Origin of the sequence: Lentzea sp. NPDC006480 (assembly GCF_040611995.1) — a bacterium.
Lineage (GTDB): Bacteria > Actinomycetota > Actinomycetes > Mycobacteriales > Pseudonocardiaceae > Lentzea.
Map to the genome: position 1 here is coordinate 1 of NZ_JBEXPJ010000100.1, position 22,995 is coordinate 22,995.

At 68.3% G+C, this 22,995-nt stretch carries 19 protein-coding genes and 3 pseudogenes; 12 read left to right on the top strand and 10 right to left on the bottom strand.

All coding sequences use genetic code 11. From position 1 onward, the window contains the following. Positions 1-53: 53 nt before the first annotated feature. Together ABZX92_RS30710 and ABZX92_RS30715 are read right to left on the bottom strand one after the other, a co-directional pair. Positions 54-2,792, bottom strand: coding sequence for a glycoside hydrolase family 3 C-terminal domain-containing protein (locus tag ABZX92_RS30710; RefSeq protein ID WP_355566911.1), 2,739 nt, complete (start codon positions 2,790-2,792; stop codon positions 54-56). A gap of 94 nt (positions 2,793-2,886) precedes the next feature. Beyond that, a complete protein-coding gene (locus ABZX92_RS30715) occupies positions 2,887-3,741 on the bottom strand; it encodes a peptidylprolyl isomerase (RefSeq protein WP_355566914.1) in 855 nt (284 codons plus the stop codon). Positions 3,742-3,856: 115 nt separating this feature from the next. On the opposite strand from ABZX92_RS30715, the gene ABZX92_RS30720 reads away from it, so the two are divergent. The 3 genes and pseudogenes from ABZX92_RS30720 to ABZX92_RS30730 all read left to right on the top strand — a co-directional run bounded on the left by ABZX92_RS30720 (position 3,857) and on the right by ABZX92_RS30730 (position 6,530). After that, positions 3,857-4,552: an MBL fold metallo-hydrolase gene (locus ABZX92_RS30720; RefSeq protein WP_355566917.1), complete on the top strand. Its 696-nt coding sequence runs from the start codon at positions 3,857-3,859 to the stop codon at positions 4,550-4,552. Continuing rightward, a pseudogene (hisS, locus tag ABZX92_RS30725) lies at positions 4,549-5,802 on the top strand (histidine--tRNA ligase); the annotation flags it as partial. The gene ABZX92_RS30720 and the pseudogene hisS, both read left to right, overlap by 4 nt. An 83-nt stretch (positions 5,803-5,885) precedes the next feature. Beyond that, positions 5,886-6,530, top strand: a complete 645-nt coding sequence (locus ABZX92_RS30730; protein WP_355566920.1) for a hypothetical protein — start codon at positions 5,886-5,888, stop codon at positions 6,528-6,530. Here ABZX92_RS30730 and ABZX92_RS30735 read toward each other — a convergent pair. Then, positions 6,527-7,363, bottom strand: a complete 837-nt coding sequence (locus ABZX92_RS30735) for a fused MFS/spermidine synthase (RefSeq protein ID WP_355566922.1) — start codon at positions 7,361-7,363, stop codon at positions 6,527-6,529. The two genes, ABZX92_RS30730 and ABZX92_RS30735, sit on opposite strands and share 4 nt — an antisense overlap. Positions 7,364-7,408: 45 nt before the next feature. On the opposite strand from ABZX92_RS30735, the gene ABZX92_RS30740 reads away from it, so the two are divergent. After that, complete coding sequence (locus ABZX92_RS30740) at positions 7,409-7,762, top strand: DUF1304 domain-containing protein (RefSeq protein WP_355566925.1); 354 nt, start codon at positions 7,409-7,411, stop codon at positions 7,760-7,762. On the opposite strand, the gene ABZX92_RS30745 is transcribed toward ABZX92_RS30740, so the two are convergent. The 3 genes from ABZX92_RS30745 to pnuC are packed head-to-tail and all read right to left on the bottom strand — an operon-like array spanning position 7,683 to position 10,667. Next, the gene (locus ABZX92_RS30745) at positions 7,683-9,071 is read right to left on the bottom strand and encodes a YibE/F family protein (protein ID WP_355566928.1); all 1,389 of its coding nucleotides are present in this window, start codon (positions 9,069-9,071) and stop codon (positions 7,683-7,685) included. The genes ABZX92_RS30740 and ABZX92_RS30745 overlap by 80 nt on opposite strands. Next, complete coding sequence (locus tag ABZX92_RS30750; protein ID WP_355566931.1) at positions 9,037-10,110, bottom strand: AAA family ATPase; 1,074 nt, start codon at positions 10,108-10,110, stop codon at positions 9,037-9,039. The genes ABZX92_RS30745 and ABZX92_RS30750 overlap by 35 nt, the downstream gene beginning before the upstream one ends. Then, the gene (gene pnuC, locus ABZX92_RS30755; protein WP_355566934.1) at positions 10,107-10,667 is read right to left on the bottom strand and encodes a nicotinamide riboside transporter PnuC; all 561 of its coding nucleotides are present in this window, start codon (positions 10,665-10,667) and stop codon (positions 10,107-10,109) included. Before pnuC ends, ABZX92_RS30750 begins: the two co-directional genes overlap by 4 nt. Before the next feature lie 45 nt (positions 10,668-10,712). Between pnuC and ABZX92_RS30760 the strand changes: the two genes are divergently transcribed. After that, positions 10,713-12,689 carry an intein-containing Rv2578c family radical SAM protein gene (locus tag ABZX92_RS30760; protein ID WP_355566937.1) on the top strand — a complete coding sequence of 659 codons (1,977 nt, stop codon included), beginning with the start codon at positions 10,713-10,715 and terminating at the stop codon, positions 12,687-12,689. Here ABZX92_RS30760 and ABZX92_RS30765 read toward each other — a convergent pair. From ABZX92_RS30765 to ABZX92_RS30780, 4 genes are all read right to left on the bottom strand, one after another. After that, complete coding sequence (locus ABZX92_RS30765) at positions 12,676-13,203, bottom strand: DUF4865 family protein (RefSeq protein WP_355566939.1); 528 nt, start codon at positions 13,201-13,203, stop codon at positions 12,676-12,678. The two genes, ABZX92_RS30760 and ABZX92_RS30765, sit on opposite strands and share 14 nt — an antisense overlap. Positions 13,204-13,212: 9 nt before the next feature. After that, a complete protein-coding gene (locus tag ABZX92_RS30770) occupies positions 13,213-14,283 on the bottom strand; it encodes a right-handed parallel beta-helix repeat-containing protein (RefSeq protein ID WP_355566966.1) in 1,071 nt (356 codons plus the stop codon). A gap of 66 nt (positions 14,284-14,349) precedes the next feature. Beyond that, the gene (locus tag ABZX92_RS30775) at positions 14,350-14,694 is read right to left on the bottom strand and encodes a nuclear transport factor 2 family protein (protein WP_355566941.1); all 345 of its coding nucleotides are present in this window, start codon (positions 14,692-14,694) and stop codon (positions 14,350-14,352) included. A gap of 25 nt (positions 14,695-14,719) precedes the next feature. Further along, on the bottom strand, positions 14,720-15,457 hold the full coding sequence (locus ABZX92_RS30780) for a putative protein N(5)-glutamine methyltransferase (RefSeq protein WP_355566943.1): 738 nt from the start codon (positions 15,455-15,457) through the stop codon (positions 14,720-14,722). Positions 15,458-15,531: 74 nt separating this feature from the next. Between ABZX92_RS30780 and ABZX92_RS30785 the strand changes: the two genes are divergently transcribed. The 7 genes and pseudogenes from ABZX92_RS30785 to ABZX92_RS30815 all read left to right on the top strand — a co-directional run bounded on the left by ABZX92_RS30785 (position 15,532) and on the right by ABZX92_RS30815 (position 22,664). Continuing rightward, positions 15,532-16,113, top strand: coding sequence for a TetR/AcrR family transcriptional regulator (locus ABZX92_RS30785; protein ID WP_355566945.1), 582 nt, complete (start codon positions 15,532-15,534; stop codon positions 16,111-16,113). Beyond that, a complete protein-coding gene (locus ABZX92_RS30790) occupies positions 16,110-16,844 on the top strand; it encodes a TIGR03084 family metal-binding protein (protein ID WP_355566948.1) in 735 nt (244 codons plus the stop codon). Before ABZX92_RS30785 ends, ABZX92_RS30790 begins: the two co-directional genes overlap by 4 nt. Positions 16,845-16,891: 47 nt before the next feature. Then, positions 16,892-18,363: pseudogene (locus ABZX92_RS30795) on the top strand (acyclic terpene utilization AtuA family protein). Then, complete coding sequence (locus tag ABZX92_RS30800) at positions 18,360-19,475, top strand: acyl-CoA dehydrogenase family protein (protein WP_355566951.1); 1,116 nt, start codon at positions 18,360-18,362, stop codon at positions 19,473-19,475. Before ABZX92_RS30795 ends, ABZX92_RS30800 begins: the two are co-directional and overlap by 4 nt. Then, entirely contained in the window at positions 19,475-21,025 is a 1,551-nt protein-coding gene (locus tag ABZX92_RS30805) for an acyl-CoA carboxylase subunit beta (protein WP_355566954.1), read from the top strand. Before ABZX92_RS30800 ends, ABZX92_RS30805 begins: the two co-directional genes overlap by 1 nt. A gap of 4 nt (positions 21,026-21,029) precedes the next feature. Beyond that, positions 21,030-22,070: pseudogene (locus tag ABZX92_RS30810) on the top strand (biotin carboxylase N-terminal domain-containing protein); the annotation flags it as partial. A gap of 216 nt (positions 22,071-22,286) precedes the next feature. Next, positions 22,287-22,664 carry a hypothetical protein gene (locus ABZX92_RS30815; protein WP_355566957.1) on the top strand — a complete coding sequence of 126 codons (378 nt, stop codon included), beginning with the start codon at positions 22,287-22,289 and terminating at the stop codon, positions 22,662-22,664. The last annotated feature ends 331 nt before the right edge of the window (positions 22,665-22,995 follow it).

A 22,995-nucleotide genomic window follows, 5' to 3' on the forward strand; every position in this document is an offset into this window, starting at 1 on the left:
GTTGAACGGCACCACGATCGACAAGTACGGCCCCAACGGTGACACGCGGCTGCTCACCGGGTCGGGCGTGGCCTCCAACAACGGCACCAAGTCCAGTCCCAGCGGGTCGTGCACTCGCCCAGCACCGGCGCGCCCGCGCCGTCGAGCGCGAGGCAGCGGCCCAGCGCGCGGATCGTGCCGTCCGGGCCGGCCGTCCAGCGCTGGGCGCCGGTGCCGTTGCACGTCCAGGTGCCGACCGGAGTGCCGACGGCGTCGTTGGCGCCCTCGACGTCGAGGCAGCCGTCCTCTCCGACGATCTCGCCGGTGGCACCGTTCGGGATGCGAGATGCTTGCTGCGCAACGGTTCCGGTCAGGCGAATGTCCCGTGAGGACGATCCGACCGAGATCGTGTACTCGCCGCCGGGCACGTGGAACGCGTGGTCCTCGGCGTCCCACACGGCGAACGCCTGCCGGTCCAGCTCGACGGTGACACGGCGGGACTCGCCCGGTGCGAGTGTCACCTTCGAGAACCCGCGCAGCTGCCGGGGTGGCTCACCCGCGGCGGACGGGTAGCCGACGTAGACCTGCGGCACCGCCGAACCCGTCCGCGAACCGGTGTTGCGCACGTCGAACGACACGCTCGAAGCCGTCGGAACGAGCCCGCTGTAGGAGAACGTCGTGTAGCCGAGGCCGTGCCCGAACGGGAACAGCGGCGGCGTGCCGGACGCGTCGTACCAGCGGTAACCGACCTGGAGCCGCTCGCTGTAGTCCGGGTTGCCGTCGACCCCGGGGTACTGGGCGGGCGTGCGCACGGGCGTCGACGCGAGGTTCACCGGGAACGTGACGGGCAGCCGCCCGGACGGCTCCGCGGCGCCGGACAGCACGTCGACCAGCGCGTTTCCGCCCTGCTCTCCGGGGTACCAGGCCTCGAGCACGGTGTGCGCGGAGGAGATCCACGGCATCGTCACCGGGCCGCCGGTCTCCAGCACGACGATCGTGTTCGGGTTCGCGGCGGTCACGGCGGCGACCAGCTCGTCCTGGCTGCCGGGCAGGTCGATGGACGCGCGGTCCTCGCCCTCGGTCGCCTCGTCGCCCACGATCACGACGGCCACCTCGGCGTTGCGGGCCGCCGCGACGGCCTCCTGGACCAGCTGGTCGTGCGCGGCGGGGGTGGACCAGCCGAACCGCAGCTCCGCCTTGCCGCCCGCGTCGTAGTACTCGACCTGGAACTGGTGCGGCACGCCCGCCTGCAGCGTGAGCCGCTTGCGCCGGGTCTTGACCGCGTGATCACCCCAGTTGTCCACGACCAGCTGGCCGTCGACGTGGAGGCGGCTGCCGTCGTCACTCGTCGTCGCGAGCTCGTAGAGACCCGTACCGGGCGCGGTGAACGTGCCGGACCAGCGCGCGGACCAGCCGTCCGCGGGAACACCGCTCTCCGGAGCGCTGGTGTCCCAGTTGAAGTCGAGGGCGTTGCCGTCCGGGTAGCTGACCGTCCTCAGTGGAGTGCCGGACGGCGTGGTGCCGGAGTAGAAGTCCGCGCGCAGACCGGTGATCGCGGAGCCGGGCACCGCGGTGGGGATGATCGGCGAGCCGGCGGAGTAGGTGAGGCCGGGGTAGTGCGCGCGCAACGCGTCGAGCGGCTTCACCGCGTGTGCCGGGTAGGGCTCGACCTCCGAGCTGCCGCCTCCTCCCCTGTGCAGGTGGTCGGCGTACCCACCCGAGACGGCGATCGAGCGGGGTGCGTTGAGCGGCAACAGGTTCCGCTCGTTCTTCAGCAGCACCGCGCCCGCCGCGGCCTGCTTGCGGACCACGGCGGCATGGGCAGCCGGGTCGATCGCGGGCCGTGGGTCACCGTCGAACGAGCCCGCGCGGAACATCATCCGCAGCACGCGCCGGGCGTGTTCGTCGAGAACGGATTTCGCGAGCCGGCCGTCGCGGACCGCCGGAGCCAGTTCGGCGAAGAAGTTCGAGCCGCCGAACTCCTGGTCGAGACCCGCGAGTGCGGAGGGCAGCCCGGACTTCGTGGCGGGGTAGTCCGAGCCGACCACGCCGTCGAAGCCCCACTGGTCCTTCAGCACGTCGCCCAGCAACGGGAAGTTCTCACACGCGAACTGGCCGTTGACCTTGTTGTACGCGCACATCGCCGACCACGCGTTCCGCGTCGTGGCGGCGAACGCGGGCAGGTAGATCTCCCGCAGCGTGCGTTCGTCCACTGTGGAGCTACCGGTCTGGCGGAAGTTCTCCTGGTTGTTCGCCGCGTAGTGCTTCACCTGGGCGGCGACCTTCTGGCTCTGCACGCCCTCGACGAAGCTCGCGCCGAGCACGCCCGCGAGGTGCGGGTCCTCGCCGTAGGTCTCGAAGTTCCGGCCCGCCTGCGGCACGCGCACGATGTTGACCATCGGCGCGTACAGCACCTGGTAGCCGCGAGCCTTGGTCTCCCTGCCCATCACGGCACCGGCCTCGGCGTTGAGGCCGCGGTCGAAGCTCGCCGCCAGCGCGACCGGCGCCGGGAACGCCGTCGCCTCTGCGCCGTCCCGCACGCCCGCGGGCCCGTCGGTGAGCCGCAGCGGCGGGATGTTCAAGCGCGGAATCCCGGCCACGTAGCCGACCACCCGTTCACCGGGTGGCTGGAAGACGCCGCGCAGGAGCGTGGCCTCCTCCTCGATCGTCAACTGTTCCATGAGCGCGTTGACCCGTTGCTCCAGCGGCTGGTCCTGCTGCAGCCACAGCGGGTCGGCCTGCGCCGGTGGTGCCGCCATGAGCGTGCTCGCCAGCAGGACCGCGGTGGCCGCGATCCTGTTCGTTCTCCCCATTGATCCCCCCAGATCGGTTGTCAAGTAAACTTAACAGCACAACGGAACGGCCCCGGGAGCAGTTGCTCCCGGGGCCGTTCCGTTCTGTGAAGAGTTAGTTGGCGACCAGCGCCGACTTGATGTCGACCGGGGTCTTCGGCTTGCCGTCACCCTGGCCTGGCTGCTGCGAGATCGTGCCGGTCTTCGCGACCTCGTCGATCTTCTTCAGCGAGTCCTCGTCGATCGTGCCGAAGATCGTGTACTTCGGCTGCAGGTTCGAGCCGTCGCCGTAGACGACGAAGAACTGCGAACCGTTCGTGTCCGGGCCCGAGTTCGCCATGGCGAGCACGCCGCGGCCGTAGGTGAGCTCCGGGTAGACCTCGTCCTTGAACGAGTAGCCGGGGCCGCCCATGCCGTTGCCGCCGGGGTCGCCGCACTGCAGGACCTGGATGCCGGTGACCACGAGGCGGTGGCAGGTCGTGTTGTCGAAGTACTTCTGCTTCGCCAGGTTCACGAAGTTGTTCACCGTGCACGGCGCGAGCGCGCGGTCGAGGTTGAGCTTCAGGTCACCGATCGAGGTGCCGAGCGTGACGCCGACCGTGCCGGTGGCGGGCTGCTCGCCGTTCGCGGGCGGCGTGTTCTCCTTGGCCGCCGGCTCCTGGCCCTTCGTGTATTCACAGTTCACCTTTTCCGGGAGCGCCTGCGGGCGCTTCGGAATCTGGTGCAGGGCGGTGGGGATGTTCTCCGCCTTGTCCACCGCTTCGTTCTGAGGAGTCTCCGACGCGGCGGCGTCGCCGTTACCGAAGTCGTGGGTCGCGAGCCACCACACACCACCTCCGACGAGCGCAACAACGACGACCGTCGAGACGACGGCGATGATGCGACGCTTCTTGGCCCGCTCATGGCGGTACACCATCTGACGCTCAAGCTTGCGCTTGGCTGCCGCGCGTCGCTGCTCGTTGGTGGGCACGTGCTCCCTCCCCAGGGACTCAGTGCGAAAAGGGCGGACGGACGGGGAGTCTAGGGCCTGGGCATATGAGCTTTGTGTGGTGGTTAGGCTGTCGTTAGAACAGGGAGGTCATTTCGTGCTCGTGATCGGGTTCCCGACTGGTGCGCTCCAGGCGAACTGCTTCGTCCTGGCGGCCGGTGAGGGCGAGCCCTGCGTGATCATCGATCCCGGTCAGGACGCGGTCGAGCCGATCGAGCAGGCCCTGCGCGAGCACCGTCTCGCGCCGGTCGCGGTGCTGCTCACGCACGGGCACTTCGACCACACCTTCTCCGTCACGCCGGTCTGCGACGGCAACGACATCCCCGCGTACATCCACCCGGACGACGTCGAGATGCTCGCCGACCCGCTCAAGGGCATCAGCCGCGAGTCGGCCGCGTTCTTCGGCGGCAACCTGGAGATGCGCGAGCCGTCCGAGGTGCGCTCGCTCAACGACGGGATCGAGCTCGACCTCGCCGGGCTGAAGATCGCCGTCGACCACACGCCGGGCCATACCGGCGGGTCGGTGATGTTCCGCTCCGGCGCGCAGGAAGGGGGTCGCCTGGTGATCTCGGGTGACACGCTCTTCGCCGGTTCCATCGGACGCACCGACCTGCCTGGCGGTGACCACTCGCGCATGCTGTCGTCTCTGCAGAACAAGGTGCTGACCTTGCCCGACGACACGGTGGTGCTGCCCGGCCACGGCCCGACGACGACCATAGGCCGAGAGCGTGCGACGAACCCGTACCTGCTCCAGTTGCAGGACGTTCCGGCCGCCCCGCACCGAGGACTTTGAGAGACGTGTTTTCCGCACCCAAAGGCGTTCCTGACTACATCCCGCCGACGTCTGCCGCTTTCGTGCACGTTCGGTCAACCCTGACCCGAGCCGCCGAGCTCGCGGGCTACGGCTACGTCGAGCTGCCGGTCTTCGAGGACACGGCGCTGTTCGCGCGCGGTGTCGGCGAGTCGACCGACGTCGTGTCGAAGGAGATGTACACCTTCCTCGACCGCGGCGACCGGTCCATCACGCTGCGGCCCGAGGGCACGGCGGGTGTGATGCGGGCCGTGATCGAGCACAGCCTCGACCGCGGCCAGCTGCCGGTGAAGCTCTACTACGCGGGCCAGTTCTTCCGCGCCGAGGCTCCGCAGGCCGGTCGGTACCGGCAGTTCCACCAGGTGGGCATCGAGGCGATCGGGGTGGACGACCCGGCGCTGGACGCCGAGGTCATCGCGGTCGGCGACGCGGGGTTCCGCGCTCTCGGGCTGACCGGGTACCGGCTGGAGATCACCTCGCTGGGTGACTCGAACTGCCGTCCGGCCTATCGGGAGCTGCTGCAGGCGTTCCTGGCGAAGCTGCCGCTCGACGAGGCGACCCGCCAGCGCGCTTCGTTGAACCCGCTGCGGGTGCTCGACGACAAGCGGCCGGACGTGCGGGCTCTCGTGGCCGACGCGCCGCTGATGGTGGACCACCTGTGCGACGCGTGCCGTGAGCACTACGAGCAGGTCCTGGGCTATCTGACCGAGCTGGGTGTGAAGTTCGTCGAGAACCCGCGCATGGTCCGCGGCCTCGACTACTACACGAAGACGACGTTCGAGTTCGTCCACGACGGGCTGGGCGCGCAGTCGGGCATCGGCGGCGGTGGCCGGTACGACGGCCTGATGGCGCAGCTCGGCGGCCAGGAGTTGTCCGGTGTGGGCTTCGGCCTCGGCGTCGACCGCGCTCTGCTGGCTGCTCAGGCCGAGGGTGTGCTGCCGGAGTTCAGCCGCGTCGACGTGATCGGCGTGCCGCTGGGCGAGGCCGCGCGGGCCCGGCTGGTGGCGATCGCCGGCGAGCTGCGTGCGGCCGGTGTGCGCACGGACCTGGTCTACGGCGGCAAGTCGATGAAGGCGGGCTTCAAGGCCGCGGACAAGTCCGGCGCGAAGTTCGCGCTGGTGCTCGGGGAGCGCGACCTGGAGGCCGGGCAGATCGGCATCAAGACGCTGGCCACGGGCGAGCAGGTGACGGTGCCGCTGGCCGACGTCGTCGCGGCGGTGGGGAAGACGATGGTGTCGGCCAGGGACGCTGCCGAGACGCTGGCGGCGATCGCGGCGCCAGTCGCGGGAGTTGCCGAGGCGGTGCGAGAGACCCCGTGAGCTCCGACGACAAGGGCGCGGACGACAAACTGGCCCTCGATCTGCTGGACAAGGCGACGGTCCGCAAGCGCGCCCGCATGGTGGCGATCGGCGGCATCATGGTCGCCCTCGCGTTCGGCGCGATCGTGGGCCTGATCGGCGGGCGGTGGCCGGGTGTCATCGCCGCGCTGATCGTCGCCGTGCCGGTGGTGCTGCTGGCGATGTCCGAGGCCCGCCGCACCGTGTGGCTGGAGGGCACGCGGGTCAACGTGCGCGCCTTCGGGACTCGCACGGTCGACCTGGCCACCGCTGACACGCTGGACCTGCTGGTCACGGACCTGCGCGGCGCGCGGACCGTCGGCCTGTTCGTGCGCGGCGGCAAGAAGGCGATCAACATCGCGCTGTCCATGTACGCCGGCACCGGTGGCCGTGAGCTGGGCATCTACCAGCTGCGCCGGCTGGCCGACTCGCTGGCGGCGCGCGGTGACACGCCCGGTCTGGTGTTCTCCGAGCTGCTCGTGGCCCAGCTGCGGGCCGAGGCGCGCGGGCTGGCCGCCGCCGACCGACCGCTGTACCGGCTGGGGTCGCTGGCTCCGTCCGGCCGGATGGCGCAGAAGCTCCATCCGGACGCCGTCTCGAAGTTCGTGACCTCGCTCGACTAGGTCCCCCAGAGTCCAGAAGGTGGCGCGGGGGAGAGGGTCGCGGTCTCGTCCGTAGTGATGGGCGCGCCACCGATGAACTTCGTCAGCCCCGTGCCGTGCTCGACGCGGCCGGGGAACGGATCACCCGCGGTGGCGCGCATCAGCTGCTGCATCGGCAGCCCGGTGTGCGACGCGAAGATCACGAAGTTGCCGAACCGGCGGCCGCGGAACACGCCGGGTTCGGCCAGCACGCAGACGTGCTCGAACACCGAGCGCACGGTCGCGCACTGGGCGCGGGCGAACTGCAGGCCGTTGCCGTCGCCGATGTTCGCCGCGTAGACGCCGTCCCCGGCGAGCGCCGCCGAGGCCTGGCGGACGAACTCGACCGACGTGAGATGGGCGGGTGTGCGCGCTCCCGCGAAGCAGTCGGTGACGATCAGGTCGAAAGATGCTGGGCGCGTTTTGGCGAGCACCGCGCGTGCGTCGCCGGTGGTGATCCGCACGCCCTTGGGCGGTGGCAGCTCGCGGCGCACGAACGCGATCAGGCCGGCGTCGATCTCGGCGACCTGTTGAGACGCGCGAGGCACTGTCGCGGCCACGTAGCGCGCTAGCGTGAGCGCGCCACCACCCAGGTGCAGCACGCGGGAGGGCGCCACCAGATCGATCAGATGGCCGAGGCGGCGGACGTACTCGAACTCCAGATAGGTCGGGTCGTCCAGGTCCACATGAGACTGTGGGGTTCCGTTGACGCGCAACGTCCACGAGGTCCTGCCGCCCAGGTCGGGCACCAGTTCGGCCGTGCCGGAGTCGATCGACTCGGTGATCGCCTCGGTGTCGGGCCGTTGTCTTCCCACTGCTCTATTGTCTCATCGCGTGTCTTAGTCCAGAGGAGGACCTAAGTGCAGGTTATCGCGAACATCCTGATCGCCTTGGTGGCGTTGATCCACATCTACATCGTGGTGCTGGAGATGTTCCTCTGGACGACACCGCGCGGCCAGAAGGCGTTCGGCCTCACGCCGGAGTTCGCCCAGGAGTCCAAGGCGCTCGCCGCGAACCAGGGCCTCTACAACGGCTTCCTCGCCGCCGGTCTGATCTACGCGCTGATCCGGCAGGACTTCGGCGCGTCCGTGCTGTTCATCGCGTTCGTGATCGTCGCGGGCATCTACGGCACGTTCACGGCGAGCCGGAAGATCTTCTTCGTGCAGGTGGTGCCTGGCGTGCTGGCGCTGCTCTTCGTGCTGCTCGCTCACTAGGACGTTCCCACGGCCCCTTGTCGGGGTCGTAGCCGGTGAAGAGGTCGCCCTCGATGCGCGCGGGCCGCGGTTTCGGCTGCGGTTTCGCGCGCTTCACGGTCTTGGTCTTGGGTTCGGGCTCCGGTTCGGGTTCCGGGGCGGCCGTGGGGGTGACCTCCTGGCGCACCGCGACGAGTGCGGCCAGAGCCGTCGTCACCGGGATCGCCGCCACGAGACCGATGCTGCCCACGAGCGTGCGGACGATCTCCTGCGCGATCTGCTGCGCGGTCAGGATCTCGCCCATCGACCGCCCGGCCAGCGAGATCGCCAGCAGCAACGGCAGTGCCGCGCCCGCGTAGGCCATGACGAGCGTGTTGACCACGGACGACATGTGGTCGCGCCCGATCCGCGACCCGGCCGCGAACAGCTCGCGCCACGTCAGCTTGTCGTTGGCGCGCCGCAGCTCCCACACCGCGCTGGTCTGCGTCACGGTCACGTCGTCGAGCACGCCCAGCGCGCCGATCAATGTGCCCGCCAGCAGCAGCCCACGCGTGTCGATGTCGGTGCCGAGCACGGTGACGAGGTTGATCGTGTCCTCGTCGAGCCCGGTCAGCGACGCCAAAGCGGAGAACAACGCACCCAGCACGCCGATCAGCGAGAGGCTGACCAGCGTTCCCAGCACGGCGGTCGAGGTTCTCGCCGAGATGCCGTGCGTGAGGTAGAGCACCACGAACATGATCAACCCGGCACCGACCACCGCCACGAGCAGCGGGCTCTTGCCGGCCAGGATCGACGGCATCACGAACAGCACCAGCACCACGAAGCTCAGCAGCAACGCGCCCAGTGCCGCGAACCCCTGCCAGCGGCCGAGCAGCAGCACGGCCGCCGCGAACAGCACCGCCAGGATCACGAGTGACCAGCCGCGCTGGAAGTCCACGATCTGGTACGACTCCGGGGCCTGCGGCTGGCTGCCCGAATAGGACAGCACGACCTCGTCGCCGAGCTGGAAGTGCGGCGCGCCGGGGCCGTGCGGGCTCGGGATCGTGATGCTCTGGCCGTTCGCGTCGCCGTCGGTCATCCGCACGGTCACCGCGATGCACTTCTCGCCGCAGTTCTCCGCCACGCCCGTGACGACCGCGGCGACCGGCTTCTGGTGCAGCCCGATCGCGGCGCCGGTCTTCTGCTCGTGCCCGAACGGGTAGAGCAGCGCCGCGCCGACGAGGGTGGCCAGCGCCAACGGCACCAGCAGCCACATCAGCAACGTGCGTACGCGCTCTGATGCGGGTTCCTCGTCCTTAAGCGCGTGGCTGTGCCCGTGACCGTGACCCACGCGCGACATCCTGCCTCATCAGTTGTTCGACGGCCGTTACGGCCGCCGCGAACCTGTTCTCCGTCAGCTTCAGCCACGGGACACCGCGCTGCGTGAGCTCGCGTTCGAACAGGCCGGTCATCCACTCGCGCAGGTGTTCGCCGTCGCGCCAGCCGTCCTGTTCGAACGGAACGCCTTCGTGGTCGGTCAGCAGGTACAGGTCCGGCTCGGTGCCGGTGAAGATGTCCGGCCGGAAACCGAGGTAGCGCTCTCCCCAGACCGTCGCGGCGAACGCGTCGTTGTCCGCGATGACCAAAGGCGCCGTTTCGTGCGCTATGCGACGTTCCTGTTCACGGGCAACGTCTTCGAAGTCACCCAGCGTCCACACCAGACTGTCCACGGTGGCTGTTGGGTCGAATGCTCCAGCTGACTGCAGCTTGAGCTCGGTGTGTTCGCGGCCGTACTCCGGTATCCACGGCGCTCCGAAGTGGTCGGACAGCTGCTTCGACAGTGTTGTCGTGCCGGTGCTCTCGGCGCCGACGACCACGACCTTCCAGCCGAGTCCGCGCTGGGTGGCGGGCGCGAGGTGGTGCCAGTTCGCGATCGGGTCGGTCCTGACGGCGGTGCCCGAGACGGGGTGTGTGAACCGGTCGAGGTCGACGAGCACGTGCTGCGCGCCGAGCCGCCGGGCCAGCTCGTCGCCGTACTTCTCGCTGGAGAACACGACGTCGACCGGTGCCCGGGACGGTTCGCCGTCCGCGATGGCACGCCGGGCGAGGACCGCGCGCGTCAGTTCGACGTGCAGGTTCCAGATCTCGTCGGAGTCGAAGTCCATCGGGTGGTCGTCGAGGTCGCCGATGATCCGCACGCCGGGCGTGTCGCGGTGGGTCTCGGTCAGCCAGCGCACCCGGTGTTCGAGCGGGATCAGCTCCGTGGACGCGGCGAGCACGGTGACCGTCGTGCGTTCGCTGCGTGACGCCGCCGTCTCGATCAGGTGGTGGTGGCCGTTGTGCGGTGGGTAGAACTTGCCGAGCACCAGGGCGTGGTCGAACTCCTTCATACGCGCACCACGTCCCGCGTCCACGAACGCAGCCCAATTACACAGAGCACCATGAACCCCACGTACAACACTGCTGTCAGATAGAGGTCCTTGTAGGCGTAGAGCGGCACGTAGATCACGTCCGCGGCGATCCACAGCCACCAGGACTCGACCTTCTTGCGCGCCTGTCCCCACGTCGCGAGCAGCGACAGAACGGTCGTCACGGCGTCCCAGAACGGCACGGTGGAGCCGGTGAAGGAGGCCAGGATCCAGTGCAGCAGAGCGGTTCCGAGCACGCCGGCGACCGCGAGCCAGATCCACTGCTGGGACGTCGTGCGGGTGACCGCGAGGGTGCTGTGCTGGTCACCGCCGCGCAGCCACGCCCACCAGCCGTAGAGCGCGAGGGCGATGTAGACGATCTGCAGGCCGGAGTCCGCGTACAGGCCGCTGGTCCAGAACAGCACCAGGAACGCCACGTTGTTGGCGATGCCGATGGGCCAGTTCCAGTGGTTCTGGCGGGCGACCAGCCACACGCACAGTGCGCCCGTGACGAAGCCTGCAACCTCAATGGGTGACACGCGCTCTCCTTGACCGATGTTCGAACATGTGTTCGAATCGATGGTGTGCGATGGGACGGACAGAAACTCGAGGCAGAGCCGCAGCAGGCACTACCGGGGCTACCGGGACTGGTGCGCAGCGTACGAACTCCTGAGTTCGCGGACGTGGTGTTCCACGAGGTCCGCGCCAAATCCGTGCTCAACGGAGTTCCTGGGTCGTCGCTGCCCTTCTCCTGGACGGTGAACCCGTATCGGGGCTGCTCACACGCCTGCACGTACTGCATGGACGGTGACACCCCGATCCTGATGGGCAACGGCCGCACCAAGCCGTTGTCGCGACTGCGGGCCGGCGACGAGATCTACGGCACCGAACTGGTCGGCAACTATCGCCGCTACAAGCTGACCACCGTGCTGGCGCACTGGGAGACGCGCAAGCTCGCGTATCGACTCACGTTGGAGGACGGGACGTCGGTCGTCGCGTCCGGTGACCACCGCTTCCTGACCGACCGCGGCTGGAAGCACGTGACGGGTGAGACGGCCGGAACCGGGCGCCGTCCGCACCTCACGACCGGCAACAAGCTGATGGGCACGGGGGCTTTCGTCGAGCAGCCCGACGTGACCGACGACTACCGGCGCGGGTATCTGCGCGGGATGGTCGACGACGAGAACGAGTTCCGGATCCCCTTGGCCGACATAGAGGCCATGGAGCGCACACAGGAGTATCTCGACTACTTCGGTGTGCGAGAGGGGAGGGGATTTCTGCACCAAGTGCGCGAGCTCGCGCACTGGCAGATAGCCCCGAACCCCGACTGGCTCAAGGGATTCCTGGCCGGTGCGTTCGACTACCTGGGGACCTGCTCGCGCAGCATCCTGCGGATGTCGACGCGCAACGCGGTCGTGCTCGAAGCGATCTGCTTGGCTTTGAAGCACTTCCACTTCGACTTCGCGATCGAGGAGCTCAAGCGCCGTCGTGGCGTGCGAGTCGTGCGACTGCGTGGCGGGCTGCGGGAGAACCTGCGCTTCTTCCACACCGTCGACCCGGCGATCACCCGCAAGCGCGACATCGACGGGGTGGCGATCAAGTCGCAGCAGCCGCTGGGCGTCGTTTCCGTTGAGCCACTTGGCGAGATGACGCTGTACGACATCACGACCGGCACGTCGGACTTCATCGCGAACGGCGTGGTGTCGCACAACTGCTTCGCCCGCAAGACGCATTCGTACCTGGATCTGGACACCGGGCACGACTTCGACACGCAGCTGATCGTCAAGGTCAACGCGGGGGAGGTGCTGTCGCGTCAGCTCCGTGCGCCCAAGTGGAAGCAGGAGCACGTCGCGCTGGGCACCAACACCGACCCGTACCAGCGGGCGGAGGGGCGGTACGCCTTGATGCCAGGGATCATCGAAGCGCTCACCGCCTCTCGCACCCCCTTCTCGATCCTGACGAAGGGGACCGTGCTGGCCCGGGATCTGCCCTTGCTGGCCGCGGCCGCTGAGGTCGTTCCGGTCGGGATCGGGATCTCGCTGGCGTTGATGGACCGGGATCTGCACAAGTCCTTGGAGCCCGGCACGCCCACGCCGGCGGCTCGGCTGGAGCTGGTGCGGAAGGTGCGCGAGGCCGGGTTGCCGTGCGGTGTGTTCATCGCGCCGGTGCTGCCGGAGCTGACGGATTCCGTCGAGCAGCTCGATTTCCTGCTGGAGCAGATCGCCGCTGCCGGTGCCACCGGGGTGACGGTGCTGCCGTTGCACCTGCGGCCGGGCGCTCGGGAGTGGTTCGCGGCCTGGTTGAAGCGCGAGCACCCGGATCTCGTGGAGACGTACCGGTATCTGTACGGCAACGGGTCCTATGTGGACAAGCGGTATCGCGCCCGGCTGACGGCGCGCGTGGTTCCGCTGATCGAGAAGCACGGGCTGGCGCCGCGCGGGCGGTCCACCGACGCCGTCACCGGTGTGCCCGGCGACGACGACGGCGTGTGGCCTGACGGGTCCCTGCCGGTGGGTGTACCGGCTCAGCGCGTTGACCAGGAACAGCTCACCCTGCTGTGATGCTGCCGAGCTCCGGCTCGCTGAAGTGGAGGACTTCGTAGACACCCTCTTCCCCGGGGTGTTCCTCCCAGAGTGAGAAGCGCACGACTTCCCACGTGCGCGGATCCACGCCGATGGCCGCCGAGTGCAGGCCGGGCGTGTTCTCGAGTGCCAGGTTTCCGACGACGTCGATCGGGTTCGCCTCCGGTGCGAGCCGGGTGATCTCGCGCGTCGCGTAGTTCGCTTTCGTGGCGTCGCCGCGCAGGAACGCCACTCCCGGCCAGTGCTGGACGACAGGCCTGCCGAAGCTCGCCAGAATGCCCTGGAAGCCGCCGCCGCGGTACAGGAAGTTCGCCATGCCCGCCGCCGTGTTCCAGACGTAGAACGGCGCGTACTGCGTGTCGCGGATCAGGTACGCCTTGAACCCCAGGCCAGGGAAGTCGTCGAGCGCGTGGCCGCGGGTGCGGACCCGCTCACGGATGATCTCCATGTCGTAGTCCGCCGGCAACGCGATCTCGTACTGCATTGCGATCATGCTTCAGTTCTACCGCTCGTGCGCGCCGATGTCGTACCCGTTTCCCTGCGGCCTCGGACGGTCGTCGATGTCGAACGCCGGCGCGAGGTCCGCTGAACCCGCGTCGATCGCCCGCGCGTCGGGCGGTCCGACGAGGTTGTGGTCGCTCCGGAACGCCTCGTGGCTCGTTGCGCGCTCGAAGATGTTGTTGCGCAAGATGTTCGTTCCGGCGTACTCGTCGCCGTCGAACGTGATGCTGCCCTTCTTGTTGCCGTAGAACGTGTTGTTGATGATCTGAACGTTGCTGACCGTGCCGCTCGACTGCACCCAGATGCTCAGGCCGGACTGCGCGTTGCCGTGCGAGATGTTGTTGTACACCTTGACGTTGTCGAGCACGCGGTGCTCGGCGTAGTCCTCGACGGCGAGCGCGATGCCGGACTTGGTCTCGTTCTTCGTGCCGCTGCTGATGTTGTTGTAGATCTCGACGTGCGTGGCCGAGTCGACGTAGATGTTGGGGCCGCGGTTGTTGCTCACGATGTTGTCGTGGATCTTCACGCGGGCGTTCTCGGTGTACTTGACGTCGATGCCTTCTTCGCCGTTGTCGTGCACGTTGCAGTGGCGGACCTCGACGTCACGCGAGCCGTGCCCGATGGACATGGCCTCGTGGTCGGCCTTCGTGCCGCGGGCGTTCGTGCCGGTGATCTCGCAGCCGTCGATCAGCACGTTGGACGTGTTGAGCAGCACCAGGCCGCCGTCCTGCGAGCCGTTGATCCTCAGGTTCCGGAACGCCAGGTTGTTCCGGCCGTCCGCGTACACGCCGAACCTGTCGGAGCCCTGGAAGGTGAGGTTCTCGAAGGTCAGGTTGCCGGCGTTGATGGTGAGCGTGGGCTTGATGGTGACGTTTCCGTTGCCGCGGAACGTGATGCCGTCGCGTTTGACCGTCAGGCCGTTCCCGTAGGTGCCCTGTGCTATCTCGACTGTGTCGCCTGGTTGTGCCGCGTTGGCCGCTGCCTGCGGTGTCGCGTACTGGCCGCCTGGCCCGACCGTCAGCGTCCTGCCTTGTGGCGCGGGCAGGACGGCGGCGACGAGGGCGAGGGTCACTGCGAACAAGGGTTCCTCCCTGGGTGTCGATCACCAGATTGCTGTCGACACCCAGGGACCGGTCCCCTAAGCCCAGCCGCCTTGAACCATCGTCTGGAACTTCCACTCCCCGTCGACCCTGGTGAGCAGGTCGCCGTAGCGGACGGTGATCCCGTTGATCGTTCCGTCGGTGATGACGAAGACCAGGTTGTCGTTGATGAAGTGCGGTGTCCTGGTGGACTCCATCCGCACGTCACCGCCGAGCTGCGCCCCCATCTCGTTGATGAACCGCTCCCGGTCCCACGACGTCGCCGAGCCGTCGGTGACCGTGTTGATCGGGAACAGCGCCATGTCGGCCATCTTCTCGACGTCGCCCTGTACTGCCAGCTCGTCCCAGCGCGCGAACCACTGCATGACCTCGTCGTACGACATACCGTACATTGTACGGACTGATGGGCTACTTGCCCAGCTGCCCGATCACGGCAGTGGTGTCTTCGCTGGTCACCAGCCTGGCCTGAAAGCTCCCGCAGCTGAAGATGCCGAGCGCCGCGGCTGCCTGGCGCTCGCTGGTCTCGCACATCAGGTGGCCGCCGAGCCTGAGCCAGCTGCTCGCTTGGTTCACGACTCGTCGCATGACTTCGAGGCCGTCCGTGCCGCCGTCGAGAGCCACCTGGGCCTCGAAGTCGCGAGCTTCGGGCGGCATGAATCTGATGTCGCCAGTGGGCACGTACGGCACGTTGGCGACCACGACGTCGATGGTGCCTTTCAGGTGCGCGGGCAGTGCGTCGAACAGGTCGCCCTCGAACACGTTCGTGAGGTTCTTGCGCGCACATGCCACGGCCACGGGGTCGATGTCGGCGGCGTAGATGGTGGCGTGGGGGAGTTTTCGCTGGAGCACCGCGCCGACCGCGCCTGATCCGCAGCACATGTCGACTGCCAGTCCGGGGTTGAGCTCGGTGGCGAGGTCGACCAGCAGTTCGGTGCGGTGGCGCGGCACGAACACGCCTTTGGTGACCGTGATCCGCTGCCCGCAGAACTCGGCCCAGCCGACGACGTGTTCGAGCGGCAGGCCGGTCACGCGCTGGGTGACCATCTCTTCGAGGTGCTCGGGCGAGGCGGCGGCTTCGTGCAGGAGTGCGGCCTCTTCCTCGGCGAACACGCAGCCCGCGGCCCTGAGGCGATCAACAGTGCTCATCGTCTGCGGACGCTAGCAGGATGCAGTTACAAGCAGGCTTGACTGTTTGTTTGTGGGCCGGAACACTCGGACCCGTGGAGACGAGGCAACGCCAGGCCGACCGCAGCCGCGAGACCAAGCGGAAGCTGATGGAGGCGACGGTCGAGTGCCTGGTGGAACGTGGCTGGTCAGGCACCACGACCACGGAGGTGGCCGAACGGGCGGGCGTGTCGCGCGGCGCCCAGCTGCACCACTTCCGGACGCGCGGCGAGCTGGTCGCGGCGGCCGTGGAGCACGTGGGCGCGGAGAGCGTCGAGGTGCTCAAGCGCCGCGCTGGGCTGACGGAGAAGACCACGCACGCCGTGGTGGAGCTGATCGCGGACTTCCACGCGAGCGACCTGTTCACCGCGGCCCTGGAGCTGTGGGTGGCCGCGCGCACCGACCCGGAGCTGCGCGGCCTGGTGCTGGAACTGCAGGCCCGCCTGGGCCGCGAGGTCTACGGCCTGGCCCTGGAGCTGCTCGACGTGGACGACACGCGGCCGGGTGTGAAGGACGCCGTGCAGGCAACCCTGGATCTTGTGCGCGGCCTGGCCCTGGCCAACCAGCTGTCCGACGACGCCAAGCGCCGCGCACACGTAGTCCGCTACTGGGCGAGGATGCTGGAGGAACAGCTGTGATCACGGAACTGCTGGCCGACCTGGACGCCGAGTCGCGCGAGCTCGACTCACTCGTGGCCGGCACGGACGACTGGACCCTGCCGACACCGGCCGAGGGCTGGACGATCGGCCACCAGATCGGCCATCTCATGTGGACGGACAAGGCCGCGATCCTGGCCATCACCGATCCCGAGTCCTTCAAGGCCCAACCGCTGACCGGCGACATCGTGGACCGGACCGCGGCCGAGGCGGCGGCGCTGCCGAACCTGCTGGAGCTGTGGCGGGACAGCCGTGCCGTGCTGCGGGAGCGCCTGGCCGCGGCCTCGGGCAAGATCCTCTGGTTCGGCCCGCCGATGAGCCCGGCCTCGATGGCCACCGCGCGGATCATGGAGACCTGGGCGCACGGGCAGGACGTTTACGACGCCCTGGGTGTGGTGCGGGAGCCGACCGCGCGGATTCGGCACGTGTGCCACATCGGCGTGCGGACGATGGGTTTCGCCTTCCTGCTCAACGGTTTGGCGGTGCCGGACGCCGAGGTGCGCGTCGAGCTGACCGGACCGTCCGGCGAGGTGTGGACGTGGGGGCCGGAGGGCGCGGAGAACCGGGTCACCGGGCCCGCGCTGGACTTCGCGTGGCTGGTGACGCAACGCCGCAACCGCAAGGAGCTGGCCATCGAGGCAGTCGGCGAGGTGGCGGAGCAGTGGGTGCCGATCGCGCAAGCGTTCGCGGGTCCGCCCGGAGGTGGCCGGTGATCAGGATCGGCAACGCCTCCGGGTTCTACGGTGACCGGTTGTCGGCCATGCGCGAGCAGCTCGAAGGCGGGCAGCTTGATGTCCTGACTGGCGATTACCTGGCCGAGCTGACCATGTTGATCCTCGGGCGCGACCGGATGAAGGACTCCGCGCTGGGGTACGCGAAGACGTTCCTTCGGCAGATGGAGGACTGTCTTGGGCTGGCGCTGGACAAGGGCGTCAAGATCGTGGTCAACGCCGGTGGGCTCAACCCCGAGGGGCTGGCCCGCAAGCTGGACGCCAAGGTCGGGTACGTCACGGGCGACGACCTCAAGGCGCGCTTCCCGGAAGCGTTGACTGCCAATGCGTACCTGGGCGCGTGGGAGATCGCCGAGTGCCTGAACCAGGGTGCCCAGGTCGTGGTCACCGGGCGGGTCACCGACGCGAGCCTCGTCGTCGGGCCTGCCGCGGCGCACTTCGGGTGGGCGCGCGACGACTGGGATCGGCTTGCCGGAGCCACGGTTGCCGGACACGTGCTGGAGTGCGGGACGCAGGCGACCGGCGGGAACTACTCGTTCTTCACCGAGATCGACGCGACCAGGCCGGGGTTTCCGATCGCGGAGATCGACGAGGACGGGTCCTGCCTGATCACCAAGCACGACGGCACTGGCGGGGCGGTCACCGTCGACACCGTTACGGCACAGCTGCTTTACGAGATCGGGGCGCCGGAGTACCCGGGGCCCGATGTCACCACTCACTTCGACACGATCAAGCTCACCCAGGACCCGAGAGGTGTCCGGATCGAGGACGTCAAGGGGAGTCCGCCGCCGGACACGCTGAAGGTGTGCCTGAACACGTTGGGCGGCTTCAAGAACGCCACGACGTTCGTCCTCACCGGACTCGATGTCGAGGCGAAGGCCGAGCTGGTCAAGCGACAGTTGCACGCGGCCATCGGGGACGAGGGGCTGACGTGGACGCTCGCGCGGACCGATCACCAGGACGCGGACACCGAGGAGCGGGCCAGTGCGTTGCTGCACGTGACGATCAAGACCGCGGATCCCAAGCGGGCCAAGGGGTTCAGCCGGGCAGCGATCGAGCTGGCGCTGGCGAGCTATCCCGGGTTCCACGTCACGGCGCCGCCGAGTGATGGCACGCCGTTCGGGGTGTACAAGGCGGCGTACGTGAACCGCGACGAGGTCAGCGCCAAGGCGGTGTTGCTGTGAAGAGGCCCCTGGGAACGATCGTCGGCGCGCGCAGTGGCGACAAGGGCGGGGACGCGAACCTCGGTGTCTGGACCCGGACCCCGCAGGCCTACGAGTGGCTCAACAGCTTCCTCACGACCGAGAAGCTCAAGGAACTGCTGCCCGAAGCCGGCCAGGTCACGAGGTACGAGTTGCCGAATCTCAAGGCGCTCAACTTCGTGCTGCACGGGTTGCTGGGGGAGGGCGTGGCCAGCAGCACGCGGTTCGACCCGCAGGCCAAGGCGCTCGGTGAGTGGTTGCGCAGCAGGGAAGTCGAGATTCCGGAGGCGCTGCTGTGATCACCAAGGACCTGTTCGACGAGCGCGAGGATCTCCGGCAGCTCGTCCGGGACTTCACGCGCAACGAGATCGTCCCGCACCTCGCCGAGTGGGAGAACCAGGGCGAGGTGCCGCGCGAGCTGCACAAGAAAGCTGCCGAAATCGGGCTGCTGGCCGTCGGGTTCGAGGACGGCGACCTGCTCGACTCGGTCGTGCTGACCGAGGAGATCATCCAGGCCGGCGGGTCGAGCGGGCTGGTCGCGGCGCTGTTCACGCACGGCATCGCGATCCCGCACATCTGGCAGTCCGGGAACGAGGATCTGATCGATCGGTTCGCGAAGCCCGCGATCAGGGGCGAGAAGATCGGCAGCCTCGCGGTCACCGAACCCGGTGCGGGCTCGGACGTCGCGAACATCCAGACCAGGGCCGTCCGGCAAGGCGATCACTACCTCGTCAACGGCACCAAGACTTTCATCACCTCGGGGTACCGGGCGGACTTCGTCACGACGGCGGTGCGGACCGGGGAGCCGGGCTACCAGGGCATCTCGTTGCTGGTGATCGAGGACGGGTTCACCCGGCGCAAGCTCGACAAGATGGGCTGGCACTGCAGCGACACCGCGGAGCTGCACTTCGACGACGTGAGGGTGCCCGTGCGCAACCTCGTCGGCGCGGAGAACGCCGGGTTCGTGCAGATCATGCGGCAGTTCCAGGTGGAGCGGATCACGATGGCCGTCGAGGCGTACGCGACGGCGCAGCGCGCGCTCGACCTGACCGTCGAGTGGACGCGGAACCGGGAGACGTTCGGCAAGCCGTTGATCAAGCGGCAGGTGGTCGGGCACAAGCTCGCGGAGATGGCGCAGAGGATCGACCTGACGCGCACCTACACGCGGGAGATCGCGGCGCGGGTCAACCGGGGCGAGGACGTGATCACGGAGGTCTGCTTCGCCAAGAACGCGGCGGTGCAGGCGTGCGGTGAAGTGGTGGACGCGGCGGTGCAGTTGCACGGCGGCATGGGGTACATGCGGGAGTCCGAAGTGGAGCGTCACTACCGGGACGCCCGCATCCTCGGTATCGGGGGCGGGGCGAGTGAAGTGATGACCGAGCTCGCGGCACGACGATTGGGGTTCGCCTGATGGGCAACAGGGAGGCGCTGCTCGCGAAGATCGCGGGGCTGGACGCCGAGCACGCGAAAGCGCTCGCGGGAGGTGGGCCGAAGTACGTCGAGCGGCACCACAAGCGCGGGAAGCTCCTCGCGCGCGAACGGGTCGAGCTGCTCATCGACGAGGACAGCCCGTTCCTGGAGCTGTCACCGCTGGCCGCGTGGGGCACCGACTTCCCTGTTGGCGCTTCGGTCGTCACTGGGATCGGGCGGATCGAGGGCGTCGAGTGCGTGATCGTCGCGAACGACCCGACGGTCCGCGGCGGCGCGTCCAACCCCTACACGCTCAGGAAAAGCCTCAGGGCCAACGACATCGCGTTGCAGAACCGGCTGCCGCTGGTCAGCCTCGTCGAGTCCGGTGGAGCGGATCTGCCTACGCAGAGCGAGATCTTCATCCCCGGCGGACGCGCGTTCCGCGATCTCACCAGGCTCTCAGCGGCCGGCATCCCGACGATCACGGCCGTGTTCGGCAACGCGACGGCCGGCGGTGCGTACGTGCCGGGCATGTCCGACCACGTGATCATGATCAAGGACCGGTCCAAGGTGTTCCTGGGCGGCCCGCCGCTGGTCAAGATGGCGACCGGTGAGGACGCGGACGACGAGTCGCTGGGCGGCGCGACGATGCACGGCGCGACGTCGGGCCTCGCGGACTTCGTGGCGGAGGACGAAACCGACGCGATCAGGCTCGCCCGCAGGGTCGTCGCGCGGCTCAACTGGCGCAAGCTCGGGCCGGAACCCGCGACCGTCGAGGAACCGCTGTACGACGCCGACAGCATCCTGGACATCGTGTCCGAGGACCAGCGGGTTCCGTTCGATCCCAGGGACGTCATCGCGCGGCTCGTCGACGGGTCGAAGTTCGACGAGTTCAAACCGTTGTACGGCAACAGCCTCGTCACCGGGTGGGCCAGGATCCACGGCTACCCGGTCGGCATCCTGGCCAACGCGCGCGGCGTGCTGTTCAGCGAGGAGTCGCAGAAGGCCACCCAGTTCATCCAGCTCGCGAACCAGAGCGACACCCCGCTGGTGTTCCTGCAGAACACCACCGGCTACATGGTCGGCGCGCAGTACGAGCAGGGCGGCATCGTCAAGCACGGCTCGATGATGATCAACGCGGTGTCCAACAGCAAGGTGCCGCACCTGACGATCACCATGGGCGCGAGCTACGGCGCCGGCAACTACGGCATGTGCGGCCGGGCCTACGACCCGCGGTTCCTGTTCACCTGGCCCAACGCCAAGTCGGCCGTGATGGGACCCGCGCAGCTCGCCGGCGTGCTCTCGATCGTCGGGCGACAGGCCGCCATGGCGAAGGGGCAGGAGTACAACGAGGAGCACGACGCCGCCATGCGCAAGATGGTCGAGGCGCAGATCGAGGAGCAGTCGCTCGCGCCGTTCCTGTCCGGGAAGCTCTACGACGACGGCGTGATCGACCCTCGCGACACCAGGACCGTGCTCGCCCTCTGCCTCTCCGCTGTCCACAGCGGACCGATCAAGGGCGCCGACGGCTTCGGCGTCTTCCGGATGTGACCAGATGATCAAGACTCTCCTGATCGCCAATCGCGGCGAGATCGCCCGCCGGATCATCCGCACTTGCAAGGCGAACGGCATCCGCACGGTCGCGGTGTTCTCCGACCCGGACGCGAACGCGCCGCACGTCAGCGAGGCCGATTTCGCGGTCAACCTGCCGGGCGCGACGCCGAGCGAGACCTACCTCCGCGCCGACCTGATCGTCGAAGCGGCGACGAAGGCGGGCGCGGACGCCGTCCACCCCGGCTACGGCTTTCTCAGCGAGAACGCCGACTTCGCGAGGAAGGTCCAGGCCGCGGGCCTGACCTGGGTCGGTCCGGAACCGGACTCGATCGAGGCGATGGGCTCGAAGGTGGCCGCGAAGAAGCGGATGGCGGCCGCCGGTGTGCCGACGCTGCCCGAACTCGACCCCGAGACGGTCACCGAGTTCCCGGTGCTGATCAAGGCATCCGCGGGCGGTGGCGGCCGGGGTATGCGGATCGTCCGCGAGAAAGCCGAGTTCGCCGACGCTCTGGCCAGTGCGCGACGGGAAGCCGAGTCGGCGTTCGGTGACCCGACGGTGTTCTGCGAGCCGTTGCTGGAGCACGCGCGGCACGTCGAGGTGCAGATCCTCGCGGACACCCGCGGCACGGTGTGGGCGCTCGGCGAACGCGAGTGCTCGATCCAGCGCCGGCACCAGAAGATCGTCGAGGAGTCGCCCAGCCCGGCGGTCACCGGCGACGTCCGCAAGCGTTTGTTCGCTGCCGCGACGGCGGCTGCCGAGTCGATCGGTTACGTCGGCGCGGGCACCGTCGAGTTCATGCTGAAGGGCGAGGACTTCCACTTCCTGGAGGTCAACACCCGGCTGCAGGTCGAGCACCCGGTCACGGAACTCGTCTACGGCGTGGACCTCGTCGAATGGCAGCTCAGGATCGCCGAGGGCGCCGAACTGCCGACGAGCACCCCAGAACCGCAGGGGCACGCCATCGAGGTCCGGCTGTACGCCGAGGACCCCGCGAACGACTGGCGCCCGGCCAGCGGCACGTTGCACCGGTTCGAGGTCCCCGGCGACATCAGGCACTGGGCGCGGCATCGGCGGCCGATCTCGGCGGATGCACTTCGCAGGGAGTTGGAGATCGGCGCGGACCGGGCGCGTGAACTCGTGGAGATTGTCCGGAGTGAGGTGGCGGCCAAGGTGTGCGCGGCCGTGTAGACCCCCTTGCCTCACCACGCGGACCCGCTACGACGAATGTGCCATCTGGCCGCCAGGGTGTCATTGTCGGTGCGCGATCAAGCCGCCTCCCAACTCGGCGGCCAGCACATCTGGGGCCTGCCGAAACGTCTGGCCACGTTCGACTGGCAGGACAAGCGAGTGCAGGTGACCGATGATCGAGGCTGGACCGTCACCGCGACTACGCAGCCCACGACGCGTGTCGCGATGCCGCTGGTGGTGCCGATGGCGGCGTTCGGCATCGTCGACACGCGGCTGACCTTCGCCCTGGCGGCGATGCGCGCCACGATCAGCCCAGCCTCGTTCCAGATCCTCGACTGGCCCGAGTCGTTCCCGGAACTGACCACACGCACCGGTGCGCTGAGCTTCACCGCGCGGCGGTTCCGGATCACGGCTCCCGCACCCCACCCGATCGGCCGCCCTCGATGATCTCCGGCCACCGTTGGACACACATGATCTCGTGCAGTGGCTCGGCCTAGGATGTCCGAATCTGACTCCTGCTGCGGTGTCAGTGAGCGTGCAGCCGGTGTCGAGACGGTTGATATCAGACGATTTAGCGCATCTTCGAGTGGCAGACAGAGGATGCCAAAGCGGGCGGCCGACACCTCACAGCGACATGGATTCCTATGTGGACACCTTCAATCGGGAGTGGCCGGCTATCACCGGGATTCTCGACCTGGGCAACGGCGAGCAGCGGCCGTAACTGCTGCACTACCTGCAGGGGTACGTCCATTGGCACCTCACCTCCGACCGCTACCGC

Bases quoted from the DNA above. Each gene is read 5' to 3' on its own strand.
- ABZX92_RS30775 (WP_355566941.1), bottom strand. From the start codon at position 14,694: ATGTCGTACGACGAGGTCATGCAGTGGTTCGCGCGCTGGGACGAGCTG.
- ABZX92_RS30780 (WP_355566943.1), bottom strand. From the start codon at position 15,457: ATGAGCACTGTTGATCGCCTCAGGGCCGCGGGCTGCGTGTTCGCCGAG.
- ABZX92_RS30805 (WP_355566954.1), top strand. From the start codon at position 19,475: ATGGGCAACAGGGAGGCGCTGCTCGCGAAGATCGCGGGGCTGGACGCC.
- ABZX92_RS30765 (WP_355566939.1), bottom strand. From the start codon at position 13,203: ATGATCGCAATGCAGTACGAGATCGCGTTGCCGGCGGACTACGACATG.
- ABZX92_RS30710 (WP_355566911.1), bottom strand. From the start codon at position 2,792: ATGGGGAGAACGAACAGGATCGCGGCCACCGCGGTCCTGCTGGCGAGC.
- ABZX92_RS30750 (WP_355566931.1), bottom strand. From the start codon at position 10,110: ATGAAGGAGTTCGACCACGCCCTGGTGCTCGGCAAGTTCTACCCACCG.